This window comes from Massilia genomosp. 1, from assembly GCF_011682185.1.
Classification (GTDB): domain Bacteria; phylum Pseudomonadota; class Gammaproteobacteria; order Burkholderiales; family Burkholderiaceae_D; genus Telluria_A; species Telluria_A rubra.
Window position 1 is genome coordinate 1 of the sequence record NZ_WHJF01000014.1, and the last position, 23,633, is coordinate 23,633.

General features: G+C 64.3%; 18 protein-coding genes. 11 read left to right on the plus strand and 7 right to left on the minus strand.

All coding sequences use genetic code 11. The annotated features are described in order from the left end of the window. Positions 1-255: 255 nt before the first annotated feature. A complete protein-coding gene (locus F1735_RS07475) occupies positions 256-1,590 on the minus strand; it encodes a hypothetical protein (RefSeq protein ID WP_167236349.1) in 1,335 nt (444 codons plus the stop codon). Positions 1,591-1,976: 386 nt separating this feature from the next. Between F1735_RS07475 and hpf the strand changes: the two genes are divergently transcribed. The 5 genes from hpf to F1735_RS07500 all read left to right on the plus strand — a co-directional run bounded on the left by hpf (position 1,977) and on the right by F1735_RS07500 (position 7,801). Continuing rightward, positions 1,977-2,342, plus strand: a complete 366-nt coding sequence (gene hpf, locus F1735_RS07480; protein ID WP_167236350.1) for a ribosome hibernation-promoting factor, HPF/YfiA family — start codon at positions 1,977-1,979, stop codon at positions 2,340-2,342. 97 nt (positions 2,343-2,439) lie between these two features. Then, positions 2,440-3,525 (plus strand): enoyl-CoA hydratase/isomerase family protein, encoded by a 1,086-nt coding sequence (locus tag F1735_RS07485; RefSeq protein WP_167236351.1) that lies wholly within the window; start codon positions 2,440-2,442, stop codon positions 3,523-3,525. Positions 3,526-3,694: 169 nt separating this feature from the next. Further along, on the plus strand, positions 3,695-4,072 hold the full coding sequence (locus F1735_RS07490) for a BlaI/MecI/CopY family transcriptional regulator (RefSeq protein WP_167236352.1): 378 nt from the start codon (positions 3,695-3,697) through the stop codon (positions 4,070-4,072). A gap of 2 nt (positions 4,073-4,074) precedes the next feature. Next, positions 4,075-5,619 carry a M23/M56 family metallopeptidase gene (locus tag F1735_RS07495; RefSeq protein WP_167236353.1) on the plus strand — a complete coding sequence of 515 codons (1,545 nt, stop codon included), beginning with the start codon at positions 4,075-4,077 and terminating at the stop codon, positions 5,617-5,619. An 88-nt stretch (positions 5,620-5,707) separates the two neighbouring features. Continuing rightward, complete coding sequence (locus tag F1735_RS07500; RefSeq protein ID WP_167236354.1) at positions 5,708-7,801, plus strand: TonB-dependent receptor plug domain-containing protein; 2,094 nt, start codon at positions 5,708-5,710, stop codon at positions 7,799-7,801. Between the two features lie 22 nt (positions 7,802-7,823). On the opposite strand, the gene rapZ is transcribed toward F1735_RS07500, so the two are convergent. The 5 genes from rapZ to ilvA form a co-directional block, all read right to left on the minus strand. Next, positions 7,824-8,687, minus strand: a complete 864-nt coding sequence (rapZ, locus tag F1735_RS07505) for an RNase adapter RapZ (RefSeq protein WP_167236355.1) — start codon at positions 8,685-8,687, stop codon at positions 7,824-7,826. Between the two features lie 518 nt (positions 8,688-9,205). Next, complete coding sequence (gene hprK, locus F1735_RS07510; RefSeq protein WP_166870929.1) at positions 9,206-10,141, minus strand: HPr(Ser) kinase/phosphatase; 936 nt, start codon at positions 10,139-10,141, stop codon at positions 9,206-9,208. 51 nt (positions 10,142-10,192) lie between these two features. After that, positions 10,193-10,675, minus strand: a complete 483-nt coding sequence (locus F1735_RS07515; protein ID WP_099873918.1) for a PTS sugar transporter subunit IIA — start codon at positions 10,673-10,675, stop codon at positions 10,193-10,195. A 438-nt stretch (positions 10,676-11,113) separates the two neighbouring features. Then, positions 11,114-11,944, minus strand: coding sequence for an NADPH-dependent 7-cyano-7-deazaguanine reductase QueF (gene queF, locus F1735_RS07520; RefSeq protein WP_166890013.1), 831 nt, complete (start codon positions 11,942-11,944; stop codon positions 11,114-11,116). Between the two features lie 170 nt (positions 11,945-12,114). Beyond that, positions 12,115-13,650, minus strand: a complete 1,536-nt coding sequence (gene ilvA / locus F1735_RS07525; protein ID WP_167236356.1) for a threonine ammonia-lyase, biosynthetic — start codon at positions 13,648-13,650, stop codon at positions 12,115-12,117. A 193-nt stretch (positions 13,651-13,843) separates the two neighbouring features. Between ilvA and F1735_RS07530 the strand changes: the two genes are divergently transcribed. Then, the gene (locus F1735_RS07530; RefSeq protein ID WP_167236357.1) at positions 13,844-14,356 is read left to right on the plus strand and encodes a YqaA family protein; all 513 of its coding nucleotides are present in this window, start codon (positions 13,844-13,846) and stop codon (positions 14,354-14,356) included. A gap of 3 nt (positions 14,357-14,359) precedes the next feature. On the opposite strand, the gene F1735_RS07535 is transcribed toward F1735_RS07530, so the two are convergent. Beyond that, complete coding sequence (locus F1735_RS07535) at positions 14,360-16,492, minus strand: TonB-dependent receptor plug domain-containing protein (RefSeq protein ID WP_167236358.1); 2,133 nt, start codon at positions 16,490-16,492, stop codon at positions 14,360-14,362. An 86-nt stretch (positions 16,493-16,578) separates the two neighbouring features. Between F1735_RS07535 and F1735_RS07540 the strand changes: the two genes are divergently transcribed. The 5 genes from F1735_RS07540 (at position 16,579) to F1735_RS07560 (ending at position 23,610) form a co-directional block, all read left to right on the plus strand. After that, positions 16,579-17,769 carry a sensor histidine kinase gene (locus tag F1735_RS07540; protein ID WP_229505669.1) on the plus strand — a complete coding sequence of 397 codons (1,191 nt, stop codon included), beginning with the start codon at positions 16,579-16,581 and terminating at the stop codon, positions 17,767-17,769. Beyond that, a complete protein-coding gene (locus F1735_RS07545) occupies positions 17,766-18,530 on the plus strand; it encodes a LytR/AlgR family response regulator transcription factor (RefSeq protein ID WP_167236359.1) in 765 nt (254 codons plus the stop codon). The genes F1735_RS07540 and F1735_RS07545 overlap by 4 nt, the downstream gene beginning before the upstream one ends. Before the next feature lie 219 nt (positions 18,531-18,749). Next, positions 18,750-22,778, plus strand: coding sequence for a DUF3683 domain-containing protein (locus F1735_RS07550; RefSeq protein ID WP_167236360.1), 4,029 nt, complete (start codon positions 18,750-18,752; stop codon positions 22,776-22,778). After that, the gene (locus F1735_RS07555; protein WP_167236361.1) at positions 22,775-23,197 is read left to right on the plus strand and encodes an HIT family protein; all 423 of its coding nucleotides are present in this window, start codon (positions 22,775-22,777) and stop codon (positions 23,195-23,197) included. The genes F1735_RS07550 and F1735_RS07555 overlap by 4 nt, the downstream gene beginning before the upstream one ends. Beyond that, complete coding sequence (locus F1735_RS07560) at positions 23,194-23,610, plus strand: gamma-butyrobetaine hydroxylase-like domain-containing protein (protein WP_167236362.1); 417 nt, start codon at positions 23,194-23,196, stop codon at positions 23,608-23,610. Before F1735_RS07555 ends, F1735_RS07560 begins: the two co-directional genes overlap by 4 nt. The last annotated feature ends 23 nt before the right edge of the window (positions 23,611-23,633 follow it).

Sequence of the window (23,633 nt, forward strand, 5' to 3'; positions counted from 1 at the left end):
GCGAACCGTTCTAACCGCACGATCAAAAACAGCGCCGTGGCCGGCGCTGTCAAGACGCTAAAATCGCTCGGGGTAGGACCATCGTTTTACGTGAAAACCGGGCCATCAACTCGCGTGATCACACTCAATAGACGGGCCATTATACGAGGAAGGAATTGTCGTAACGCTATCTTTTGCGGTCGGCCGGCGGCTGCGCGCGGGGTAGCGCGGCCCTGTACCGCCGGTATCGGAGCGCCATCCTTCTTGCGCGCCGGCTCAAAAATATTCGGGATGCTCGCGCAGCAGGTTCTGCTCGTGCCGGTTCACCGCTTTGAACAAGTCCAGCGCGGGCGCCATGCGCCGTCCCGCGTCCCAGCTGCGCCAGGCGCGCGGCGACTCGTAGGCCAGGTGCAGGGCGTCGCCCATATCCTTGTAGGCTCCGGCGAGCCCCGGATTGACGCGCAGGACGCTGGCGTACAAGGGCAGCGCGCCGCGCACGTCGCCCAGCTTGGCGCGCATGTTGGCTTCGAACAGCATCACGATGTGCTGTTTGCGCGTGGTGGACTTGCGCAGTTCCTGCATCTGCGCGACCGTCGTTTCCAGCTCCGCCCTGGTCTTGTACCGTATCGCGCGATAGGCCTGGATCGTCGGATCGGCCCGAAACAGGGCCATTTGTTCCGCGCTCGGCTTCACCTGCACGCCGCTGGTGAAACTCCACTCGGCCATGCCGAGCAGGGCGTCGAAGATGCGCTTCTCGGCGAACGCTTGCGCAATCTCGGCCTCGAACGCCTGCTTGACGGCCGCCGATGCGGGCGCCGCATTCGCCTGCGCCTTGTCGAGCAACTGGTCGATCTCGTTGCCCTGTGCGGTGCGCGCCGTGTACGGCTTGAGGTCGTAGCTGGCCGGGGCGCTGTGCACGAGCGCGCTGATGGTATAGGTGCGTGCTTCGCTGTAGCCAATCTGCTTGTGATGCATGACGAAGCCGGCCGGCACCCGCTTTTCGCCCGACAGGCGCGCCAGCACCAGCGCATGGCCGCCGAAACGGTAGCGCATCATGCGCTCGAACTGGGCCGCGTCGCTGGCGCTGATGCTGGTGCCGCCGGCCGGGATGCGCGCCAGCGGGTTGCCGTCCACCGCCAGCACGGTGGCGCCGGCCTCGGTCGATTCGGACAGCTTGCGCCCGGCCGCAGTGAGCGACAGATTATGCTCGTCGAAGACCGGGTCGAACACCGGCCCGACCCCGGCCTTGCGCAGGTTCTCGCCGAGGACGGCGCGGTGAAGCAGTTCCGGCTTGCGAAAGCCGATGCCGTCGAACAGCGAATAGTCGACATAGCTGGCGCTGGCCAGGTCGACCCGATAGCGGCGTCGCTGCGCAAAATCGTAGATCATCGATTCGCCCGCCGCGCTCACCGACACATAGCGTTCGCCCAGCACCACCTTGTACTGCTTGATGTCGTCCGGCGGCGGGTTGTCGCCATGCGTGGCCACCGTGAATTTGGTGCTCACGCTCATGTCGAAACTGAGAACGGCCAGGGCCGGCGCGGCGGCGGCGCACAGGGCGCCGGCCAGGGCCAGGCGCAGCAGGAAATGGGGGGCGGTTCGCTTGAACATGATCGGCTCGGATAAATGGCGGGGGGACGATTCTAGGCGAAACCGCCGGCCGCAAAACGATGATCCGCTTTCTGCTACTTTTCGATCCCGCCGGTATCGCGAGCTTATACCGCACAGAATATATCGGGTATTTTCCCTTGAATCTTTCCCGGTTTGTGCTTACCTTGTGCTATGCCAAATAACTGATACACTTGGTTCTACACGAGATAAAGTTGCTCGGGTACAAAATTGAAGGAGTTGAATCCCATTAAACCTATTAATCGATTGGCAATTTTGCGGACGTAACAGCATCACATCGTCCGTGCGGTAATAGAGCTGTTCCTCTGCGCTGCCAAGCGTACGAACCGACAGTAACAAGAAGTGCCATTATCATTAGGAGTGTGTGTATGAATCTCACAATCAGTGGACATCATCTTGAAGTAACGCCAGCCATCCGTGAATACGTACAGAGCAAGCTTGAGCGCGTAAGGCGCCATTTCGATCAAGTGATCGATATCGCAGTCATCCTCACCGTCGATAACCTGACGGAAAAAGAAAAACGTCAAAAGGCCGAGATCAACCTGCGCCTGTCGGGCAAAACCGTGTATGTGGAAAGCCTGTCGCACGATCTCTACGCCGCCATCGATGCCCTGGTCGACAAACTGGATCGCCAGGTCATGAAGTACAAAAACAAGGTCCAGGACCACAATCACCAGGCCATCAAGCACATGCCTGAAGAAATGCCTGAAGAAGAGACGCCGTCGGCCGCATAAGCAGGCCCCGTCCCATTCGTCAAAGGGCGCCCGCGTGGCGCCCTTTTTGCATCCATGCGCGATAAAATAGCGCTCCTTCCTTCTTCCGGCCAGCCCCATGAGCGAATTCGTCCAGACCCGCATTGCCAATCGTACCGGCGTGATTACCCTCGACCGTCCCAAGGCCCTCAATTCGCTGTCGCTGGCGATGGTGCGCGACCTGGCCGCGATCCTGGGCGCATGGCGTATTGACGCCGCCATCGACGCCGTGGTCATTGGCAGCAGCAGCGACAAAGCGCTGTGCGCCGGCGGCGATATCCGCTTTTTCCACGATTGCGGCCATGCCACGCCGATGGGCGGCAGCGCCTTGCTGGAAGATTTTTTTACCGAAGAATACGCGCTCAATCACCTGATCCATTTTTATCCCAAGCCGTATATCGCGCTGATGGATGGCGTGGTCATGGGCGGCGGCATGGGCATTGCCCAGGGCGGGCCGGAATGCCGCATCCGCATCGTCACCGAAAAAACCAAGATGGCCATGCCCGAGGTGAATATCGGCCTGTTTCCGGATGTGGGCGGCAGTTATTTTCTGGCGCGCGCGCCCGGGCAGCTGGGCCAGTACCTGGGCCTGACCGGGCTGACCATCGGCGCGGCCGACGCCTTGTATGCGGGCTTGGCCGACCTGTTCGTGCCGCAGGCGCGGATGGCCGAGCTCAAGGAGCTGATCGACGCCACCCCGGGCGCCGGTCTGCGCGCGGCCATCGCGGCGTTCGCGGCGCCGTTCGCCGTCGATGCGGGCGCGTCCACCCTGCAGGCGCAGCGTGACGGCATCGACCGCCATTTCGGCGCCGCCTCGGTGGCGGCCATCATGGCCTCGCTCGAAGGCGACGACGGCGAGTTCGCGCACAAGGCGCTGGCCGCGATGCGCCAGCGTTCCCCGCTGATGATGTGCGTCACGCGCGAACTGCTGCTGCGCGGCGCCGCGCTCGACGTCGCCGGCTGCCTGCGCATGGAACGCGGCGTGGTGCGCCACAATTTTGAACATGGCGAAGTGCTCGAAGGCGTGCGCGCCCTGGTGATCGACAAGGACAATGCGCCCCGGTGGAACCCGGCCAGCCTCGATCAGGTCGACGCGCCGATGATCGAGCGTTTCTTCGCGCCGGTGTGGCCGGCGGCGGCGCATCCGCTGCGCCACCTTGACTGAGCCCTGCCTCCGGACGAACGCGCTTGGCCGCACAAGCTGACCGGCGTGCTGTCGTTTGCCAGGCTCATTCGCCAGGGCCTGACGGTATCTGCAACTGGCAACATGACGCTTGACCTCGTGTGACAAATGTCGCATACTTGCCCCATCAGTCACAATGTGGAGCATTCCCATGTCAGCCATTCCTTCGGTTTCAGAACTGAGCCTGCTTAAAGTCCTCTGGAAAGACCAGCCCCTGAGCGCGCGTGAACTGCACGAGCGCGCCGTGGCGGAACTGGACTGGTCGTTTTCCTCGACCCGCAAGACGCTCGAACGCATGCTCGACAAGCAGATGGTGGCGCAAGACATGCAGCACGGCGTGCAGGTCTACCGCGCCCAGCTCGACAAGGTGAGCACGCTGGCCGCCTTCGCCCGCGACTTCGGCCGCCGCGTGATGGAAATCGACGCGCCGCTGCCGGTCAATATGTTCACTGGCAGTAAACTGGTCGACCGGCAGGAGCTGGCCGAACTCGAACAGATGCTGCAAGACTGGCCCGACGCGAAGGACTGAGCATGTTGAACGCGATCGCCTTTTCCTTCCTCAAAGCGAGCATCACCTGCGGCATTGCCGCCGCTGTCATCCTGGCGCTGCTCACGCTTGCCACGCGCGTCTGGCCGGTGCTGGCCGGGCACCGTTCGGTGTGGCTCTGGTCGCAGGCCGCCATTGCCTGCGCTTTCGTGCTGGCGCTGCTGCCGCAAAGCGCCAGCTACAGCGTGCTGCCCGCCATCGAGATCGCGCGTCCCGCACCGGCGGCCACGCAGTCTTTCGCGCAGCCGCAGTCCGATGCGTACGAAGCCGATGGCCTTGACGACGACATCGACCCGCTCGAACTGCTGGCGCAAGCCTGGCTGGCGCTGTATGTGGCCGGCTTGCTGGCCGGCGGCGCGCGCTGGGTGCATGCGCAGCGCGGCCTGCGCGCCTTGCTCGCTCATGCCCATCCGCTCGATACGACGGCATTGGCGCAGCACGCCGGCTTCGATGGCGAACCGGTGGCGGCCTTGCTGCGGCGCGGCCTGAGGGTGTGCGAAACCGAGGCGTCCATCTCGCCCATGCTGGCCGGCCTGGCGCGTCCGTACCTGCTGCTGCCGCGCCATCTGCGCAGTTTCAGCGACGAGCAACAGCGCCTGATTGTCGCCCACGAGCTGACGCACTGGAAGCGCCATGACCCCCTGTGGCTGCACGCCAGCATGCTGCTGCAAACGCTGTTCTGGTTCAATCCCCTGTTCGCGGTGTTAACCCGGCGCCTGAACTGGGCGCAGGAACTGGGGTGCGACCACGCCGTGCTGGCCGGCCGTCCCGCGCAACAGCGCAAGCAGTACGCGGCCGCGCTGGTGGCCCAGTTGAAGGTTCAACTAACGGTACAGCAGGACCGCCTTGGCGCGGGCATCGCCTTCGTTCACGGAACTCCCGCCTCGCTGCGCGCCAGGGTCGGCCTGATCCGCGAGCAGGGCTTGCGCGCACCCGGCTTGCCGGGCAAGGCCGCGGTGGCCACTGCGCTGGCCTCGGTGCTGGGCGCGAGCCTGTTGCTGCAGCCGGCGTTTGCGTGGCGCGCGGCGGAACCCGGCGTGTCCGCGCCGGCGGCCAGCGTCGTGGCGCCCGCCGCCGGCGCACCGCAGCAGTGGCAAATGCCGCTCGAGCGCGTGCGCGTGACCAGCTTTTACGGCGCCGCGCGCAAGAACCTGGAAGGCGGCCATCACGGCATCGACTTCGCCGCCCGCACCGGCGCCCCTATTCTGGCCGCCGCCGGCGGCACGGTGCTTGCATCGACCGCGCAGTACGAGGGCGGGCCGCAGTACGGCGACGTGGTCCTGATCGAACACGCCAACGGCGTGCGCTCGCTGTACGCGCACCTGGGCGTGCGCTCGGTCGAAGCGGGCCAGGTGGTGCGTGCCGGCGAGACGATTGGCCTGGTCGGCGCGACCGGCAAAGTCACCGGCCCGCACCTGCATCTGGAAGCTTTCAGGGATGGTGAGCGCATCGACCCGCAGCAAATGTTGACTGGCCTCGACGCGCTCGCGACCTCGCAGGCGCTGCGCAAGCGTCCCGCCAGGCTCTAAACACCCCCCCTCTGGTCAAGCGCGGTTTTCCGTGCGGCGCAGCAGCGCCGTGCGCGCGCTCGTCCCTACACGACACTGAAGGAAACCCATGCAGATTCGTCCGTATGCCTGCGCTTGCGCGCTGGCTTTATCGTTACCGGCGCTGGCCGAGGACGTCATTCCCAGGATCGAGATAGCCGGTGCGCGTTACGACCAGCGCAGCGAGGAAACCGCCGCCAGCCTGGTGGTCGGGCGCGAAGAGCTGATGCGCCACGGCGACCGCTCGCTCGGCGACGCGCTCAAGCGCGTGCCCGGCATCACCATCGGCGACGGTGGCGGGCGCACCAGCGACATCCGCCTGCGCGGCCTGGGCAACGGCTATACGCAAGTGCTGCTCAACGGCGTGGCCGCACCCAGCGGCTTTTCGCTCGAATCGCTGGCGCCGGAACTGATCGAGCGCATCGAGATCGTGCGCGGCGCGTCGGCGGCGACCAGCATGCAGGCCATCGCCGGCAGCGTGAACATCGTGCTGCGCAAGTCGGCCACGCGCCTGCGTTCCACCATCAAGGCCGGCCTGGACACGCAACACGGCCGGCGCTCGCCGAGCCTCTCCGGAGAGGTGAGCGGCAAGAGCGATGCGCTTTCTTACTCGGTGCCGGTCAGCCTGTCGTATGCGCCCGTGCCGGCGCCATCGAGCGAAGAAGAAATGGCGCCCGGCCTGCGCCGCAGCACGCTTCTGAACGAAATCAACACCACGCGCCTGGCCAGCCTGTCGCCGCGCGCCAACTGGAAGCTTGCCAACGGCGACAGCATCGGCTTGCAAGCCTTTATCAGCAACAGCCGGCGCGCGACCGACGCCTGGGCGCTTGAAACCACCCACATCGGCGCGCCGACCCTGCACCCGCAACGCGCCGCTGTGTTCAATATAGCGGCGATATGGCTGCGGACCGACCTGGAATGGGCGCGCAGCCTGGGCGAGGGCGCGCGCCTCGAAGCGAAGGGCGGCATCCACCGCAGCCGGCGCGAATCGGACTTCGGGTTCGGCGACATGATGAACGGACGGCGCGCGCCGGCGCTGAACATCGTCACCGCCGACCTGCGCGAGGGCGGTTATCACCTGGGCGCCACCTGGACGCGGCCTTTGGGCGGCGGCCACGCGCTCAGCGCCGGCTGGGATGGCGCCCACACCACGCGCAGCCAGACCCGCGTGGGCAGCGAGCGCGATAGCTTCGACGAGGCGCCGCAGTTGAGCGAGAACCGCTATCGCGGCGTGATCGACCGCTTCGGCGCCTTCGCGCAGGACGACTGGGAAATCAGCCCGGCGTGGTCGCTCTCGGCCGGCGCGCGCTGGGAAACGCTGCGCACCTCGGTCGCGCAAGCCGGCGTGGCGGCGCTCAGCCAGCGCAGCGCGATTCCCGCGCCGCTTCTGCAGGCGCTCTACAAGCCGGCCCCCGGCCACCAGCTGCGCGCGGGGCTGGCGCGCACCTACAAGGCGCCCACCATGGGCAGCCTGATCCCGCGCCGCTACACGGTCGACAACAACAACAGCCCCACCAATCCGCACAACGAGGGCAACCCCGCGTTGCGGCCCGAAAAAGCCTGGGGCCTGGACATCGGCTACGACCGCCAGGTCGGCAAGGATGGCTTGCTGGCCGCCAGCGCGTACCTGCGCAAGATCGATGACGTGACGGTGGGGCGCTTGTTCCAGGATGGGACGCAGTGGGTATCGACGCCGGCCAACCAGGGCAGGGCGAGCGCGCGCGGCATTGCGCTCGAAGCGAAGCTGCCGCTGCCCGGTTTTGCGCAAGCATCATTCAATGGCAACGTGGCGCGCAACTGGTCGCGCATCGACAAGGTGGCGGGGCCGGATAACCGGCTGGCGGACCAGTCGCCCTTGACGGCCAGCGTGGGCATCGACGTGCGGACGGCGCTGGCGTTCGGCGCCAGCTTCACCTACGAGCGCGGCGCGCGCACGCGCTACGCACCCGAATGGAGCGAAGCGAACGGCGGCACGCGCCTGCTCGATATGTATGTCTTGTGGGGAGGGGGCAAGCAGACGCGCTTGCGGGTCGGGCTGGGCAATGTGCTGGACCGGCCGCGCGTATCGCAATCGACCTATGGCAGCCGCAGCACCCGGCGCGAACTGATGCCCGGCACGGCGTTGCGCATCACCTTCGAACACGATGTTGAACGGCCCAAGTGAGCCGATGAAGTCAGCTCCTTACTCAGGACTGTTCGCGGTGCCGCAGCACGACTCGTTCGGTCGGGCTGAAATAGGCGGCCAGGCGTTCGGCCATGTACACCGAGCGATGCTGGCCGCCCGTGCATCCGAGCGCCACGGTCAGGTAGCTGCGGTTGTCGGTCTTGAACGACGGCAGCCACTTCTCGACGAAGCTGCGGATATCTTCCAGCAGGTCGGCGGCGCTGGGCTGCGCGTCCAGAAAAGCGATGACCGGCGCGTCCATGCCGGTGAGCGGGCGCAGGGTCAGGTCGTAATAGGGATTCGGCAGGGCGCGCACGTCGAACACAAAGTCGGCGTCGAGCGGCACGCCGAGCTTGAAGGCGAACGATTCGAAGAACAGCGTCAGTGGCGCGCGCTCGATCTCGACCAGTTCCTTGATCCACGCGCGCAGCTTGTTGGCCGACAGGTCGGACGTGTCGATCACATGGCCAAGCTGCTCGATGGCCGACAGGCGCTCGCGCTCTTCGAGAATGCACTCGATCAGCGTGCGGCGCGAGGCCGGGTTTTCGTCGGGGCGCAGCTGGTGCGACAGCGGATGGCTGCGCCGCGTTTCGGAAAAGCGCGCCACCAGCGAGTGCGTGTTCGAGGTCAGGAACATGACCTTGATGTCGTGTCCCTGGTCTTTCAGCAGGCGGATATTGGCGGGCAGTTCGACCAGCGACCGGGCGCTGCGCGCATCGACCGCGACGGCGGCGCAAGCGGTGCCGTCGGCGATGAGCGCGTCGATCAGGCTCGGTAACAGGGCGGGCGGAAGATTGTCGACGCAGTAGTAGCCTGCGTCTTCGAGGACATTGAGGGCGACCGACTTGCCCGATCCGGAAATACCTGTAATGAGTACGATGCGCATAGGCCCGATGATACCCCATGCGGGTGGGCTTTGCTCAAGCACTATGCATCATTCTCACGAGGCAACAGGGATTTTACAACGGTCGTGGTGCTTACCTGTGCATACAGCTAGGGTTTAATCTGAACTCATCGCCTGGTGAAGCAGGCAATTCACGGAGCATCGCTCCGTGCCTGCGGAACGGTGTACTCTTGCAAGAGTACACTCCGTAAACAGGCCTAGTCGGAACTCATCGCCTGGTGAAGCAGGCAATTCACGGAGCACCGCTCCGTGCCTGCGGAACGGTGTACTCTTGCAAGAGTACACTCCGTAAACAGGCCTAGTCGGAACTCATCGCCTGGTGAAGCAGGCAATTCACGGAGCATCGCTCCGTGCCTGCGGAACGGTCTGCCCTTGCAAGGGCAGACTCCGTAAACAGGCCTAGTCTGAACTCATTGCCTGGTGAAGCAGGCAATTCACGGAGCATCGCTCCGTGCCTGCGGAACGGTGTACTCTTGCAAGAGTACACTCCGTAAACAGGCCTAGTCTGAACTCATCGCCTGACGTTGCCGTTCCATGAATTCCTGTAAGGTGTCGATGCCTCGCAGTTGAAGGATCGTATTGCGTACTGCCGCTTCGAGCAGCACCGCGATGTTGCGGCCTGCGGCCACGGGGATCACGACTTTGCGGATCGGCAGTCCAAGCACATCCTCGGTCGGGAACAGGAACGGCAAGCGTTCGACTTCTTCTTCCAGCGCGCTGCGGCGCACCAGATGGACGATCAATTTCAGGCGCATCTTGCGCCGCACGGCCGTCTCGCCGAAGATCGCCTTGATATCGAGCAGTCCCAGTCCGCGCACTTCCAGCAGGTTTTGCAGCAGCGCCGGGCAGCGTCCCTCGATCATGTTCGGGGCGATGCGCGAGAACTCCACCGCGTCGTCGGCCACCAGGCCGTGGCTGCGCGAAATGAGTTCCAGTCCCAGCTCGCTCTTGCCCAGGCCCGAGTCGCCGGTGATCAACACGCCCACGCCCAGCACGTCCATGAACACGCCATGCATGATGATCCGCTGCGCCAGTTTCTTGGACAGGTACACGCGCAAAAAGTCGATCACCTGCGCGGCCGGCAGCGGGGTGGAAAACAGGGGGATATTCTGCTCGTCGCAGATGGCCAGGATATCGGGCGGGGTATCGAGCCCCTGCGCGATGATCAGCGCCGGCGGCCCGCCGGAAATGAGTTCGCCAATCACATGGCTGCGCGAACCCGATTTGAGGCGGTGGTAGTAGGTCAGCTCCTGATGCCCGAACACCTGGATGCGGCCGGGGTGGATCAGGTTCAGGTGGCCGACCTGGTCGGCGGCCGAGGCGACATCGCCCGAAATGAGGCGCTCGCCGCCCGGAAAGCCGGCGAACCAGCCCAGCTGAAGACTTTCGCGATTGTCGTCGTACAGCCGTTGGATGGTCAGCGGAGTTTGCAGCATGAACGGGTCTTCAGAAAAGTGAGGGCGCCAATGCGCCCGACACCTTGAAGTTTAACCCAGTGCTTGCAGGCTTGGTTGCCAATTGATGATGCGCGAGTGAACCGATTTGGGGTCTGGATCGGTCGCCAGCGCTGTGCGGAATCCGTCGTCCGAAAACATCTCGGCGATCTCGGACAAAATCTCGAGGTGCTGCTGGGTCACGTGGTCGGGAATGAGCAGGAAGAACAGCAGGTTGACCGGCTGGCCGTCGGGCGATTCGAACGGAATCGGTTCGAGCAGGCGTACAAACGCGGCCAGCGGCGACTTGAGGCTCTTGCTACCCTTGATGCGGCCGTGCGGCACAGCCACGCCATGGCCGAGGCCGGTAGAACCGAGGCGCTCGCGCGCAAACAGGTTGTCGGAAACGGTCGAGCGGGCGATTCCGCAGTTGTTCTCGAAGATCAGCCCGGCTTGCTCGAAAGCACGCTTTTTGCTGGAGACTTCGAGATCAAGCAACACGTTCTCGAGCGATAAAATTTTGCTAAGGTTTGTCATAACGCTGAGTATTGATGCGAGGCACAAGGGTGCTTGCGAGCCAGAATTATAGGCCTGTTTTTCAGCTGTGTAATCGGAATTCGTCGTCGATTCATGTCAAGTTCGCATTGACATATCGCAAGTGGAATAGCGATTCACGCAAGACGGGAAAACCGAGACCAAGCCGGGTGTCGAAAATTTGAATTTCCGGCACGAAATTGAGGATTTTGCACACAAATGCTGGTCCTTGATGCAGTTCGCCATTTTTCATGTGCTTGCTGCCCGTTTTTTCAGCGCCCGGGAACGAGTCCGCGATTGTTGTTCAATCATAAAGTTGGTGGCTTTCGCCTGTCGCCCGAAAAGCACACTCGTTCCCTTGCCGACCAAGGTATTCCCGCAGGGTAATGCCGTCAAGCGTGTACGCGGGGGAAAACCGGGCCCCTTGCGCTGCCTCAAACATCACTGGCGCGCGGTGCGCAGATTGGGTGGACGACCCGAGCTGAAGTTGCTGCGCCATGGGTTGATGTCCAGTCCGCCGCGCCGCGTGTAGCGCGCGTACACGGCCAGTTTTTGCGGCGCGCACTGGCGCAGGATGTCGGTAAAAATGCGTTCGACACATTGCTCGTGGAATTCATTGTGTTCGCGAAAGCCGATCAGGTATTTCAGCAAGCCGCCCTGTTCGATTTGCGGGCCGACGTAATGGATTTGTACGCTGGCCCAGTCCGGCTGGCCGGTGACCAGGCAGTTCGACTTGAGCAGGTGCGACACCAGTTTTTCCTCGACCGGCGCGCCGCCCGTGGCGGCGGTGAGCAGGGCGGGCGAGGGCGAATAGTGATCGATCTCGACGTCCAGGCGGTCGAGCAGCATGCCATCGAGCTCGCCCATTTTGACGGTGTCGAAGGCGTGCGGTTCGGTCAGCGTGATGTGGACCGGCGCGCCGAAGCCGCCGGCCAGGTCTTCGCGCAGCAGGGCCAGCAAGGCGTCGCTGCTGGACAGGCGCGTCTGGTTGAAGGAGTTCAGGTACAGCTTGAAGGATTTCGATTCGACGATGTTGGGCGACTCGGCCGGCACCGTGATCGTGGCGATCGCCACCTGCGGCTTGCCGCGCATGTTCAGCCAGGAGATTTCGTAGGCGTTCCAGATATCGACGCCGAAGAAGGGCAGGGTGCCGGTGAGCTGGAGCTCATCGCGCTTGCCCTGGCGCGGGATCGGGAACAGCAAGTCCGGCGCGTACTGGGTTTGGTAGGCGGAGGTTTTGCCCAGGGGGGACAGGTCGGCGGTGTTGGTCATATATATTTAGTCGATAACGTAAGCTCCGTCGCTCCCGCGTAGGCGGGAGCCCAAGTTCGTTTAGCCGTCTGCAACTGCGGAACGAACTTGGGTCCCCGCCTTCGCGGGGACGACGGAGCGTGGTGCGGGGGCATGCCGGGTGCGACGATGACGTCTCGTCGGCACGTGCATCACCCCAAAAACATCTTATACACCGGATTGGCGCTTTCATCCCAATGCCGGTAGCCGAGCGTGGTGAGGAACTGGCGGAATTGTTCCATTTCTTCCGCCGGCACCTGCAAGCCCACCAGGATGCGCCCCACATCGCCGCCTTGATTACGGTAATGGAACAGCGAGATATTCCAGTTCGGCGCCATGCTGTCCAGGAAGCGCATCAGCGCGCCCGGACGCTCGGGGAATTCGAAACGATACAGCAGTTCGTCATGGGCCAACGCACTCTTGCCCCCCACTAAATGGCGGATGTGCAGCTTGGCCAGTTCATCATGGGTCAGGTCCAGCGTCTTGAAGTCGCTCTGCTCGAAGGTACGCGCCAGCACGCCCGATTCGCCGCGGCTGGCAATCTGCACGCCCACGAACACATGCGCCTGCGCCGCATCGCTGATCCGGTAATTGAACTCGGTCACATTGCGCGGCCCGATCAGCGCGCAGAAACGCTTGAAGCTGCCGCGCTGCTCGGGAATGGTCACCGCGAACACCGCCTCGCGCGCTTCGCCCAGCTCCGCGCGCTCGGCCACGAAGCGCAGGCGGTCGAAGTTCATGTTGGCGCCGCAGGCAATCGCCACCAGCGTTTCGCCGCGCACCGGGTTCTTGCTCATCGCCGAACGCTCGATATACGCCTTGGCCCCGGCCACAGCCAGCGCGCCGGAAGGCTCCAGGATCGAGCGCGTATCCTGGAACACGTCCTTGATCGCCGCGCAGATCGCATCGGTATCGACCAGGATGATCTCGTCCACATACAACTGCGCCAGGCGGAAGGTTTCTTCGCCCACCAGGCGCACCGCGGTGCCGTCGGCGAACAGGCCCACATCGGGCAGGGTCACGCGCTCGCCGGCTTTCAGGCTGCGCGCCATCGCGTCCGAATCGGTCGACTGCACGCCGATGATCTTGATGTCCGGGCGGATCTGTTTCACATACGCGGCCACACCGCCGATCAGGCCACCGCCGCCGATGGCGACAAAGATCGCGTGGATCGGTCCCGCATGCTGGCGCAAAATTTCCATGCCCACCGTGCCCTGGCCGGCGATGACGTCCGGGTCGTCGAACGGGTGTACAAAGGCGAGATTCTGTTCTTTTTCGAGCGTGAGCGCGAAGTGATAGGCGTCGGTGTAGGAGTCGCCGTGCAAAATGATTTCCACATTGGCGCCGCCGAAGGCCTTGACCGCATCGACCTTCACGCTCGGCGTGGTGGTGGGCATGACGATCACCGCGCGGCAGCCGGTCTTGGCGGCCGACAGGGCCACGCCCTGGGCGTGGTTGCCGGCCGAGGCGCAAATCACGCCGCGCTTGAGCTGTGCCGGCGCCAGGTTGGCCATCTTGTTGTACGCGCCCCGCAGCTTGAAACTGAATACGCTCTGCATGTCTTCACGCTTGAAGTAAATCCGGTTCTCCATGCGTTGCGACAGGATCGGCGCGAATTCGAGCGGCGTTTCGGTGGCGACGTCGTAGACGCGGGCGGTCAGGATTTTCTTGAGGTAGTCGATAGTCATAGTCTGCAAACAAAGTGATTCTGGGCCGGAAAATCCGGAACGCGATGCTGTTGACGCTGGACTGTGTTGTCGGCGGATGACCGAGGCTTGCAGTGCGATGCGCGGTTCCGGGTGGCGGGCTCGGCGTATCGTGTCGTTGCAATAGTTTTTCCTCATTATAATGGACGGCTTCAGCAGTCATCAAAGTGCCTCCATGATCGAATCCGCTGTCCTCTGGCTGCTCAAATTGCTGGCCGCTCCCGCGGTCGGGCTCAGCTCGGTCTTCGTGATTGCGTTTATCTCGGCCACCTTGCTGCCGCTCGGGTCGGAGCCGGCGGTGTTCGCCGTGATCAAGGCCAATCCGGGCATGTTCTGGCCGGCCATCCTGGTGGCCACCCTGGGCAACACGCTCGGGGGAGCGCTCGATTACTTCATCGGTTACCGCGCCAAGGTGGCGTTTGCAAAAGAGCGCAAGTCGCGCTGGTTCGCCTGGCTGGCGCGCTACGGCGCCAAGACCATGCTGCTGTCGTGGGTGCCCGGGATTGGCGACCCGTTGTGTACGCTGGGTGGCTGGCTGCACCTGCCGTTCTGGCCGAGCCTTGGCTATATGGCGATCGGCAAATTCGCCCGCTACCTGACCATGACCAGCGCGCTGTTGTATGTGCCGGACAGCTTCTGGAAGGGACTCGGCGAGTCGCTGTCGAACTTCTGGCACATGCTGTTCTGACGCCTACAAACTCGTTTCCAGCACAATCCGCAGCAGCGCCACCGACGAGGCGCGTCCCACGCGCGTGTTGCCGCCGTCGGCATCGGCATACCCGCTGCCGCTGCGGCGGTCACGGTGCAGCGCATTGGCCACCGACACGCGCAGCTGCGTTTTCGCAGCCATCTTCCACACGCCATACACATCGAGCACGCGCACCGGCCCCGTATCGCTGCGCAGGTAGCGGCTCATTTGCGTGGCCCCGCCATATTGCAGGTTCAGGTTCAGCCCCGCCGTGTACTGCGCCGCGATACGCGCATCGACGCCGATATTGGCAGTGACGCGCGCCTGGTCGCCCAGCCGGTTATCCGGCCCCGGCAGCGCGTCCAGGCGCGACCAGTTGCGCGCGGCGTTGGCGCGCAGGTCCATGTCCGGCGCCGCCGGCAGCACGCTGCGCAGCGGGAAGCGGGCATCGAATTCGAGTCCCGCCACCTTGGCCTTGCCGTTGTTGAAGGGCGTGGAGATCCATGCGCCGTTTTCCTGATACAGCGCCTGCACCGTCACCGCATCGATCCGGCGCGCATAGGCCGACACGCTGACCACGCCGCTCTTGCCGAAGTAGGATTCGTAGGCCGTGTCGATCCCCCACGCCAGTTCCGGCTTAAGTGCCGGATTGCCGCGCACGTCCGGATTGGTCGGCCCGTTGGCGTTGTTGACCGTATAGCGGCGCGGCACCAGGTTGCGGATCGTCGGCGCCTTGTAGGTGCGCGAGAGCGAAAAACGCAGCTGGTCCTTGCCGTCCAACTTCCACAGCAACTGCGTGATGGGGCTGAGCACCGACGACTTGCTGCTCACTTCTTCCAGTGCGCGGCCGCGGGTAGCCGTGTCCAGCCCTTCCCAGCGCAGGCCCAGGTAAGCCTGCAGGCGCGGCGAGACGGTCCATTCGTCCTGCGCGAACAGGGCCAGGCGGCCGACCACCGCGCGGTAGTCTTCGTCGAGCTGCGACAGGTACGCGCCGGTGGCGGTGCTGTCGTTCTGGCGCCGCGATTCGGAGCGCCGGGTGCGACCGCCTTCCCAGCCGATGCCGATGTCGTGGCCGGGAACGAGCGGCGCCAGGTATTTTCCGCTCACGATGGCGCTGTCTTCGAGCGCGTCCGACAGCACCTTGCGCGCCAGCGTGCGCGACGCGCCCGCGCCCTGGAACAAATAATCCGATTCGCGCTTGTTGTGATTGAGGCCCGCCTTGACCGTCAGCTTGCCCCCGGTGCCGACATTGCGCGCCAGGGTGATGTCGCTGCGGGCGGAGACGAAGTTCCCTGTCAGCCCGAAATTGTTGACCGGATAGTCGGTGCTGGCCCCGGCGAACGTGGTTTCTACACTGTTGCCATGGTTGGACGCGCGCGACAGGTCGATGAAGGTCTGCCACGCCACACTGCCCCCCTGCGCCAGGGTCCAGTTCAGACGCGGCGTGAGGTTCAGGCGCGCCGTGCGGAACGAGATCGTATCGCGCAGTTCGCGCCGCGCGGCTGGCGTGCCTTCCGCGCCGGTGACGGTCTCCAGCGTCCGGTCACGGATGTCGGAACCCGTACGCGCCATCTCGGCCGCCAGCGAATACGCCAGGTCGCCGGCACGCTCGCCCCATTGCATCGACACTGACGGCTCGCCCCGCCCCGCCAGCAGGTTGACCCCTGATTTCACGTCGCGCTGATTGGGCGCGTTACCCTTCTTGAGGATCACGTTGATGGTCCCGGCGATGGCTTGCGAGCCCAGTTCCGCCGTGGCCGTGCGCACAATGTCGATCCGCTCGATCATCGCCGGGGCGATGCTGTCGATCGAAAACCCGGCCGCCACCGGGTCGCCGTTGACCAGCAGCTGGGTGTAGCCGGCGCCCAGCCCGCGCATGCGGATTTCGCCGCCGCTCAGCGAGACGCCACTCTGGCGCTTGAGCACAGCCGACAGCGAGGTGTCGCCGTACTGCGCTATCTCGTCGCGCCCCACCACGATGCGCGCGGCGGTGTCGTCGCGCCGCACATTGGCGCTGCCGGCACCGTTGATTTCGACCTTGGCGATGGCGCCGCCGGCATCCTGGGCGTGCGCGGCGTGACTGAAGGAAGACAGCAGGGCAAGCGCCTGCGCGGACAAAACGAGAGAGTATTTCATGAACGATCAAGTGGTTGAGAGGAGCGACGATTGTGTCCGCTCGGCCTGCCGCGCAATACCGGTATGTGACGAGTCGCCGGAACTGGATGACGAAGGCCGCAGCATGCCAGAAAAATGGCCGGGTGGCGCTGGTATACTTTGCATCGATGATCACCGCACAGAACCAGCCCCCGCAAACCAGCCTGCCCAAGGCTTTCGTCACGATCGTGTTGATTTGGACGGTGCTGTGTGCGATCGGCGCCGCCGGCAATCACAGTGACGACCTGCAACGCGCCGACGTCAGCAGGTCCTACATGCTTATGTTCTGGCTGTGGTGGCGCGAGCACCTGCTGCTGATGACGATGAGCTTTGCCTGCTACGCCTTGTTTACCCTGCGCCCGGCGGTGCTGGGCAGCGTGCCGCGCATCCTGGTCGCCTACCTGCTGGCCGCAGCCCTATTTACGCCGTTCGAAATGCTCAATGGCGCCATGCTCACACAATTCGATGGCGGCACGCTGACCGGACTGGCGCCGCTGCTCCAGGCCGCGCTGGCGCGCTCGGGAATCGGCCAGTTCATGGCGCTGGTGTGGGTCACGTTTACGTTCGTGGCCGTGGTGGCAGCGTGCAGCTGGCGCGAAGGGCGACGGCGCGAGCAGGCCTGGATGCGCGCGCAGAGCGACAATCTGAACCTGCGCCTCGAACTCGAGCAGCAACGCTTGCTGGCCCTGCGCGGGCAGCTCGAACCGCATTTTCTGTTCAACGCGCTCAACGCCATCAGCGCGCTGGTCCGCTCCGACGACAAGCGGGTGGCGCTGGACGGCATCAACCACTTGAGCGCCCTGCTGCGCTATGCGCTCGAGGCCAGCGCGCGCGATCACGTCGGCCTGCGCGAGGAGCGCCAGTTCCTGGACGATTACCTGGCCTTGCAGCGCCTGCGCTACGGTGCGCGCCTGCACGTGCGCATCGATGGCGACAGCGAGGCCGTGCTGGGCGCCGACATCCCGCCGCTGCTGCTGCAACCGCTGATCGAAAACGCGCTGCGCCATGACCTGGATTGCCACGACAGCCCGAGCGACATCCGCGTCGTTTTTGCCGCCGATGCCGGCCGCCTGGCGATCCACGTGTCGAACCCCGCCAGCGCCGCGCGCTCGGCCAATCCGGGCCTTGGCCTGGGGCTGCGCCACGTACGCGAGCGCCTGGATCTGGCGTATGGCGACCGCGCCTCGCTGCAAACCGGCCCGCAGGACGGCCGCTTCGTGGTCGATATCCGCATGCCGCTGCACGCGCCCGAGCCATGACCGTGCGCGCACTGATCGTCGACGACGAGGAACCGGGCCGCGTCAACCTGCGCTACGCCCTGGCCGACCATCCACGCTGGCAGGTCGCCGGCGAGTGCGCCAGCGCGGCCTCGGCCCAGGCGCTCGTGAATGCGCAGGATATCGACGTGGTCTTCCTCGACATCCAGATGCCGGGCGACTCGGGCCTGGTGCTGGCGCGCGCGCTGGCCGCCATGGTCAATCCGCCGCTGGTCATTTTCGTCACCGCGCATAACGCTTTTGCGCTCGAAGCATTCGAGGTGCATGCCCTCGATTACCTGCTCAAACCCGTGCATGACGCGCGCCTGGCCGCTGCCCTGGCGCGCGCCGAAGCGATGCTGGAGCTGCGCCAGCGGCCGGCCTACGGCGCCGCGCTGCGCGCCTGGGCCGACGCCGGCGCGGCGGAGCAGTACTGGCGCCAGGTGAGCGTGCGCTCGGTCGGGCGCATCGAGTGCATCGAACTGGCCGACGTCGACTGGATCGAAACCTGCGGTAACTACGTCAACCTGCACCTGGCCATGCGCAGCGTGATGCACCGGCTGCCCCTGAGCCGCCTGTTGTGCCATCTCGACCCGGCCCATTTTCTGCGCGTGCATCGCAGCGCCGTGGTGCGCGCCGGCCAGACCGCGAACCTGGAGGTGGTGGGCGACGGTGCGTATCGCCTGACCCTGCGCACCGGCGCCTTGGTCCCCGTCAGCGAGCGCTATGTTGACGCGCTGCGCAAGTCGATGGCTGAGCGTTGATTCAGTATTTCATATTGGAAATTCAAGAATGGGCTGAATTTTGATCGCCATAAGGCTGATCAGATTCTCTAAAATATTGTAATTTTCTCAAATTGCCATCGTTTTGTTTGCGCGCATTCCCCTCGCCGTCTATGCAAAAGCGATGGCCCTTCCTGCGTGGTGCAGCGCAATACGCTAGAATGAACTCCCTTAGGGTCAGTCCACATAGTCCACCAATACATGAACGCCCCCGCACAAATCCAAGCACTCCTGGCCGAAACGCCAAACGGTCACGCCGCGACCCGCCTGCGCGAAATCCCCTATAACTACACCTCGTTTTCGGACCGCGAAATCGTGATCCGCCTGCTGGGCGAGTCGTCCTGGGAGCTGCTCGACGAATTGCGCGGTTCGCGCCAGACCGGCCGCTCGGCGCGCATGCTGTACGAAGTGCTGGGCGATATCTGGGTGGTGCGGCGCAATCCCTACCTGCAGGACGACATGCTGGACAACCCGAAGCGGCGCCAGGAACTGATCGACGCGCTGCATCACCGCCTGGCCGAAGTCGACAAGCGCCGCGCCGGCGTCGATGAGGACGGTGGCGACCCCGCCGCCTTCGAAGTGGCGCGCGCGCGCAGCGCCAACGTGGAAAAGCTGCTCAAGGCGGCGTCCAAGGCGGTGGAAGACTTCGGCAACGAATTCCGCCAGACCTGGGACCTGCGCAAGCGCACCACCAAGGTCCTGGGCCGCTACACCGAAAAGCACAACATCTGCTTCGACGGCATGAAGCGCGTCGCCCACGTGACCGACGCCACCGACTGGCGCGTCGAATACCCGTTCGTGGTGCTCACGCCCGACACCGAAGACGAAATGGCGGGCCTGGTCAAGGGCTGCATCGAACTCGGGCTGACCATCATCCCGCGCGGCGGAGGAACCGGCTACACCGGCGGCGCCATTCCGCTCACGCCCATGTCGGCGGTCATCAACACCGAAAAACTGGTCACCCTGGGTGAAGTCGAAATGACCATGCTGCCCGGCGTGGACCATGAATATGCGACCATCCATTCCGGCGCCGGCGTGGTCACCAAGCGCGTCTCCGACGCCGCCGAAAAGGCCGGCTTCGTGTTCGCGGTCGATCCGACGTCGGCGGAAGCATCCTGCATCGGCGGCAACGTCGCCATGAACGCCGGCGGCAAGAAGGCGGTCTTGTGGGGCACGGCGCTCGACAACCTGGCTTCGTGGAAGATGGTCGACCCGAACGGCGACTGGCTGGACGTGACCCGCATCGGCCACAATCTGTCGAAGATCCACGACGCGCCGACCGCCACCTTCAAGCTCGAATGGACCCACCCGAACGTGCGCGGCGAAGCCAGGGACGCGCCGTTCAAGACCGAGATGCTGGTCATCGAAGGCAAGCGCTTCCGCAAGGAAGGCCTGGGCAAGGACGTCACCGACAAATTCCTGTCCGGCCTGCCGGGCATCCAGAAAGAAGGCTGCGATGGCTTGATCACGTCGGCGCGCTGGATCCTGCACAAGATGCCGAAGTACGCGCGCACCGTCTGCCTCGAATTCTTCGGCCAGGCGCGCGACGCGATTCCGTCGATCGTCGAAATCAAGGATTATCTCGATGGCTTGCCGGCCAAGGGCGGCCCGTCGTTCGCCACCATCCGCCTGGCGGGCCTGGAGCATCTGGACGAGCGCTATCTGCGCGCGGTCGGTTACGCCACCAAGTCGAAACGCGGCGTGCTGCCGAAGATGGCGCTGTTCGGCGACATCGTCGGCGACGACGAGAACGCGGTGGCGCAAGCCGCTTCGGAAGTGGTGCGCATCGCGAACACCCGCGTGGGCGAAGGCTTTGTCGCCGTCAGCCCGGAAGCGCGCAAGAAGTTCTGGCTCGACCGCGCCCGCACGGCGGCCATTGCGCGCCATACCAACGCCTTCAAGATCAACGAAGACGTGGTCATTCCGCTGAACCGCATGGGCGAATACACCGACGGCATCGAGCGCATCAACATCGAACTGTCGATCAAGAACAAGTTGCAACTGACCGACGAACTGCGCGCGTTTTTCGCCGCCGGTAACCTGCCGGTCGGTAAAAGCGACGACGCCTCGGGCGAATCGATCGGCGACGAAGAGATGCTGGGCGACCGCGTGCAGCAAGCGAGCGAACTGCTCGGCGCCGTGCATGCGCGCTGGACCTGGCTGCTGGCGCAACTCGACCAGCCGCTGGCCGGCGCGCGCGACGCCCTGCGCGCCATCGGCCTGGACCGCCTCGACGTGGTGTTCGACGAGCGCCTGGCGCAGCAGCCCGACGCCACCCTGTTCGACGTGGTGCAGGATCGCACCGTGCGCGTCTCGTGGAAGCAGGAGATCCGCGCGCAGCTGCGCCAGATCTTCAACGGCGCCGCCTACAAGCTGATTCTCGACGAATCGACCGCGATCCACCAGAAGGTGCTGCGTTCGCGCGTGTTCGTGGCGCTGCACATGCACGCCGGCGACGGCAACGTGCATACCAACCTGCCGGTCAATTCCGACGACTACGCCATGCTGCAGGACGCGCACGAAGCCGTGGGCCGCATCATGAAACTGGCGCGTTCGCTCGATGGCGTGATCTCGGGCGAGCATGGCATCGGCATCACCAAGCTCGAATTCCTGACCGAAGAAGAAATCGGCGAATTCCGCGACTACAAGCTGCGCATCGATCCGGAAGGGCGCTTCAACAAGGGCAAGCTGCTCAACCTGCCCGAGTTCGGGGCCGACCTGCGCAACGCCTACACGCCGTCGTTCGGCCTGATGGGCCACGAGTCGCTGATCATGCAGCAGAGCGATATCGGCGAGATCGCCAACAGCATCAAGGATTGCCTGCGCTGCGGCAAATGCAAACCGGTATGCACCACCCACGTGCCGCGCGCGAACCTGCTGTATTCGCCGCGCGACAAGATCCTGGCGACGTCCTCGCTGATCGAAGCGTTCCTGTACGAAGAGCAGACCCGGCGCGGCGTCTCGGTCAAGCACTGGGAAGAATTCGAAGACGTGGCCGACCACTGCACCGTGTGCCACAAGTGCGTCACGCCATGCCCGGTCAACATCGATTTCGGCGACGTCTCGATGAACATGCGTAACCTGCTGCGCAAGATGAACAAGAAGACCTTCCGGCCGGCCAATGCGGCGGCGATGTTCTTCCTCAACGCCACCGACCCGGTGACCATCAACGCCACGCGCCAGGTCATGGCCGGCTGGGGTTTCAAGGCGCAGCGCTTCGGCCACAACGTGCTGAAAAAATTCGCGAAAAAGCAGACCCGCGCGCCGCTGCCGACCACCGGCAAGGCGCCGGTGCGCGAGCAGGTGATCCACTTCATCAACAAGAAAATGCCGGGCAACCTGCCCAAGAAAACCGCGCGCGCGCTGCTCGACATCGAAGACGACAAGATCATCCCGATCATCCGCAACCCGAAGGTGACCACGGCCGATACCGAAGCGGTGTTCTACTTCCCCGGTTGCGGGTCGGAGCGGCTGTTTTCGCAAGTGGGCCTGGCCACGCAGGCCATGCTGTGGGAAGTGGGCGTGCAAACCGTGCTGCCGCCGGGTTACCTGTGCTGCGGCTATCCGCAGCGCGGCGCCGGCCAGTACGACAAGGCCGACAAGATGATGACCGATAACCGCGTGCTGTTCCACCGCATGGCCAACACGCTCAATTATCTCGACATCAAGACCGTGCTGGTCTCGTGCGGCACCTGCTACGACCAATTGGCCACCTACGAGTTCGACAAGATCTTCCCTGGTTGCCGCATCATGGACATCCACGAGTACCTGCTCGAAAAAGACGTGAAGCTCGAAGGCGTCAGCGGCACGCGCTACATGTACCACGAGCCTTGCCACAATCCGATGAAGCTGCAGGATTCGGTCAAGACCGTCAACGCGCTGGTGTCGACGGTGGACAACGTCAAGATCGAAAAGAACGACCGCTGCTGCGGCGAGTCCGGCACCTTCGGCGTGTCGCGTCCCGACATCGCCACCCAGGTGCGCTTCCGCAAGGAAAGCGAGATGGAGAAGGGCGCCGACAAGCTGCGCGCCGACGGCTTTACCGGCGATGTCAAGATCCTGACCAGCTGCCCATCGTGCCTGCAAGGCCTGTCGCGTTACAACGACGATGCCGGCACCACCGCCGACTACATCGTCATCGAAATCGCGCGCCACAAACTGGGCGAAAACTGGTTGCCCGAGTACGTGGCCCGCGCCAACAACGGCGGCATCGAGAGGGTACTGGTATGAGTTGTGAACTGTGCGAACTGGCGGTCGAACCGATCTGGCGCGACGACAAGCTGTCGATCATCCTGGTCGACGACGCCGCCTATCCGGGTTTTTGCCGCGTGATCTGGAACGATCACGTGAAGGAGATGACCGACCTGGCGCCGTCGGACCGCCTGCTCCTTACCGACGCGGTGTGGCACGTGGAACTGGCGCTGCGCGATGTGATGAAGCCCGATAAGATCAACGTCGCCAGCCTTGGCAACATGACGCCGCACCTGCACTGGCACGTCATTGCCCGCTACGCCGACGATGCGCACTTCCCCAATCCCGTGTGGACGGTGGCGGTGCGCGCAACCGAAGAACCGACCCTGGCGGAGCGCCGCGCGCTGCTGCCGAAACTGGCGGACGACATCGTCCGCCGCATGGAAAAACCAGCATGAACCCGACCGCACTGACCGTCCACCAGAAGTCCCGCGTACTCGATATCGCCTTTGACGACGGCAGCAGTTTTTCGATTTCGTTCGAGCTGCTGCGCGTGTACTCGCCGTCGGCCGAAGTGCGCGGCCACGGGCAAGGGCAGGAAGTGCTCCAGCTGGGCAAGCGCAATGTGGGCGTCACCGCGCTCGAACCGGTGGGGAACTACGCGGTGCAGCCGACCTTCTCGGATGGCCACAACACCGGCCTGTTCTCGTGGGATTACCTGTACAAGCTAGGTAACGAGCAGGCCGCCTTGTGGGCCGATTACCTGGCGCGCCTGCACGCCGCCGGTTTCGACGGCGACGCCGGCCGCGAACCGGGTGCCGAGCTGCCGGGCGCCGTCAGCGTACACAAGGGCTGCGGACACGCTCACTGATCGCGTCCGCCTGGCCCCCGGTG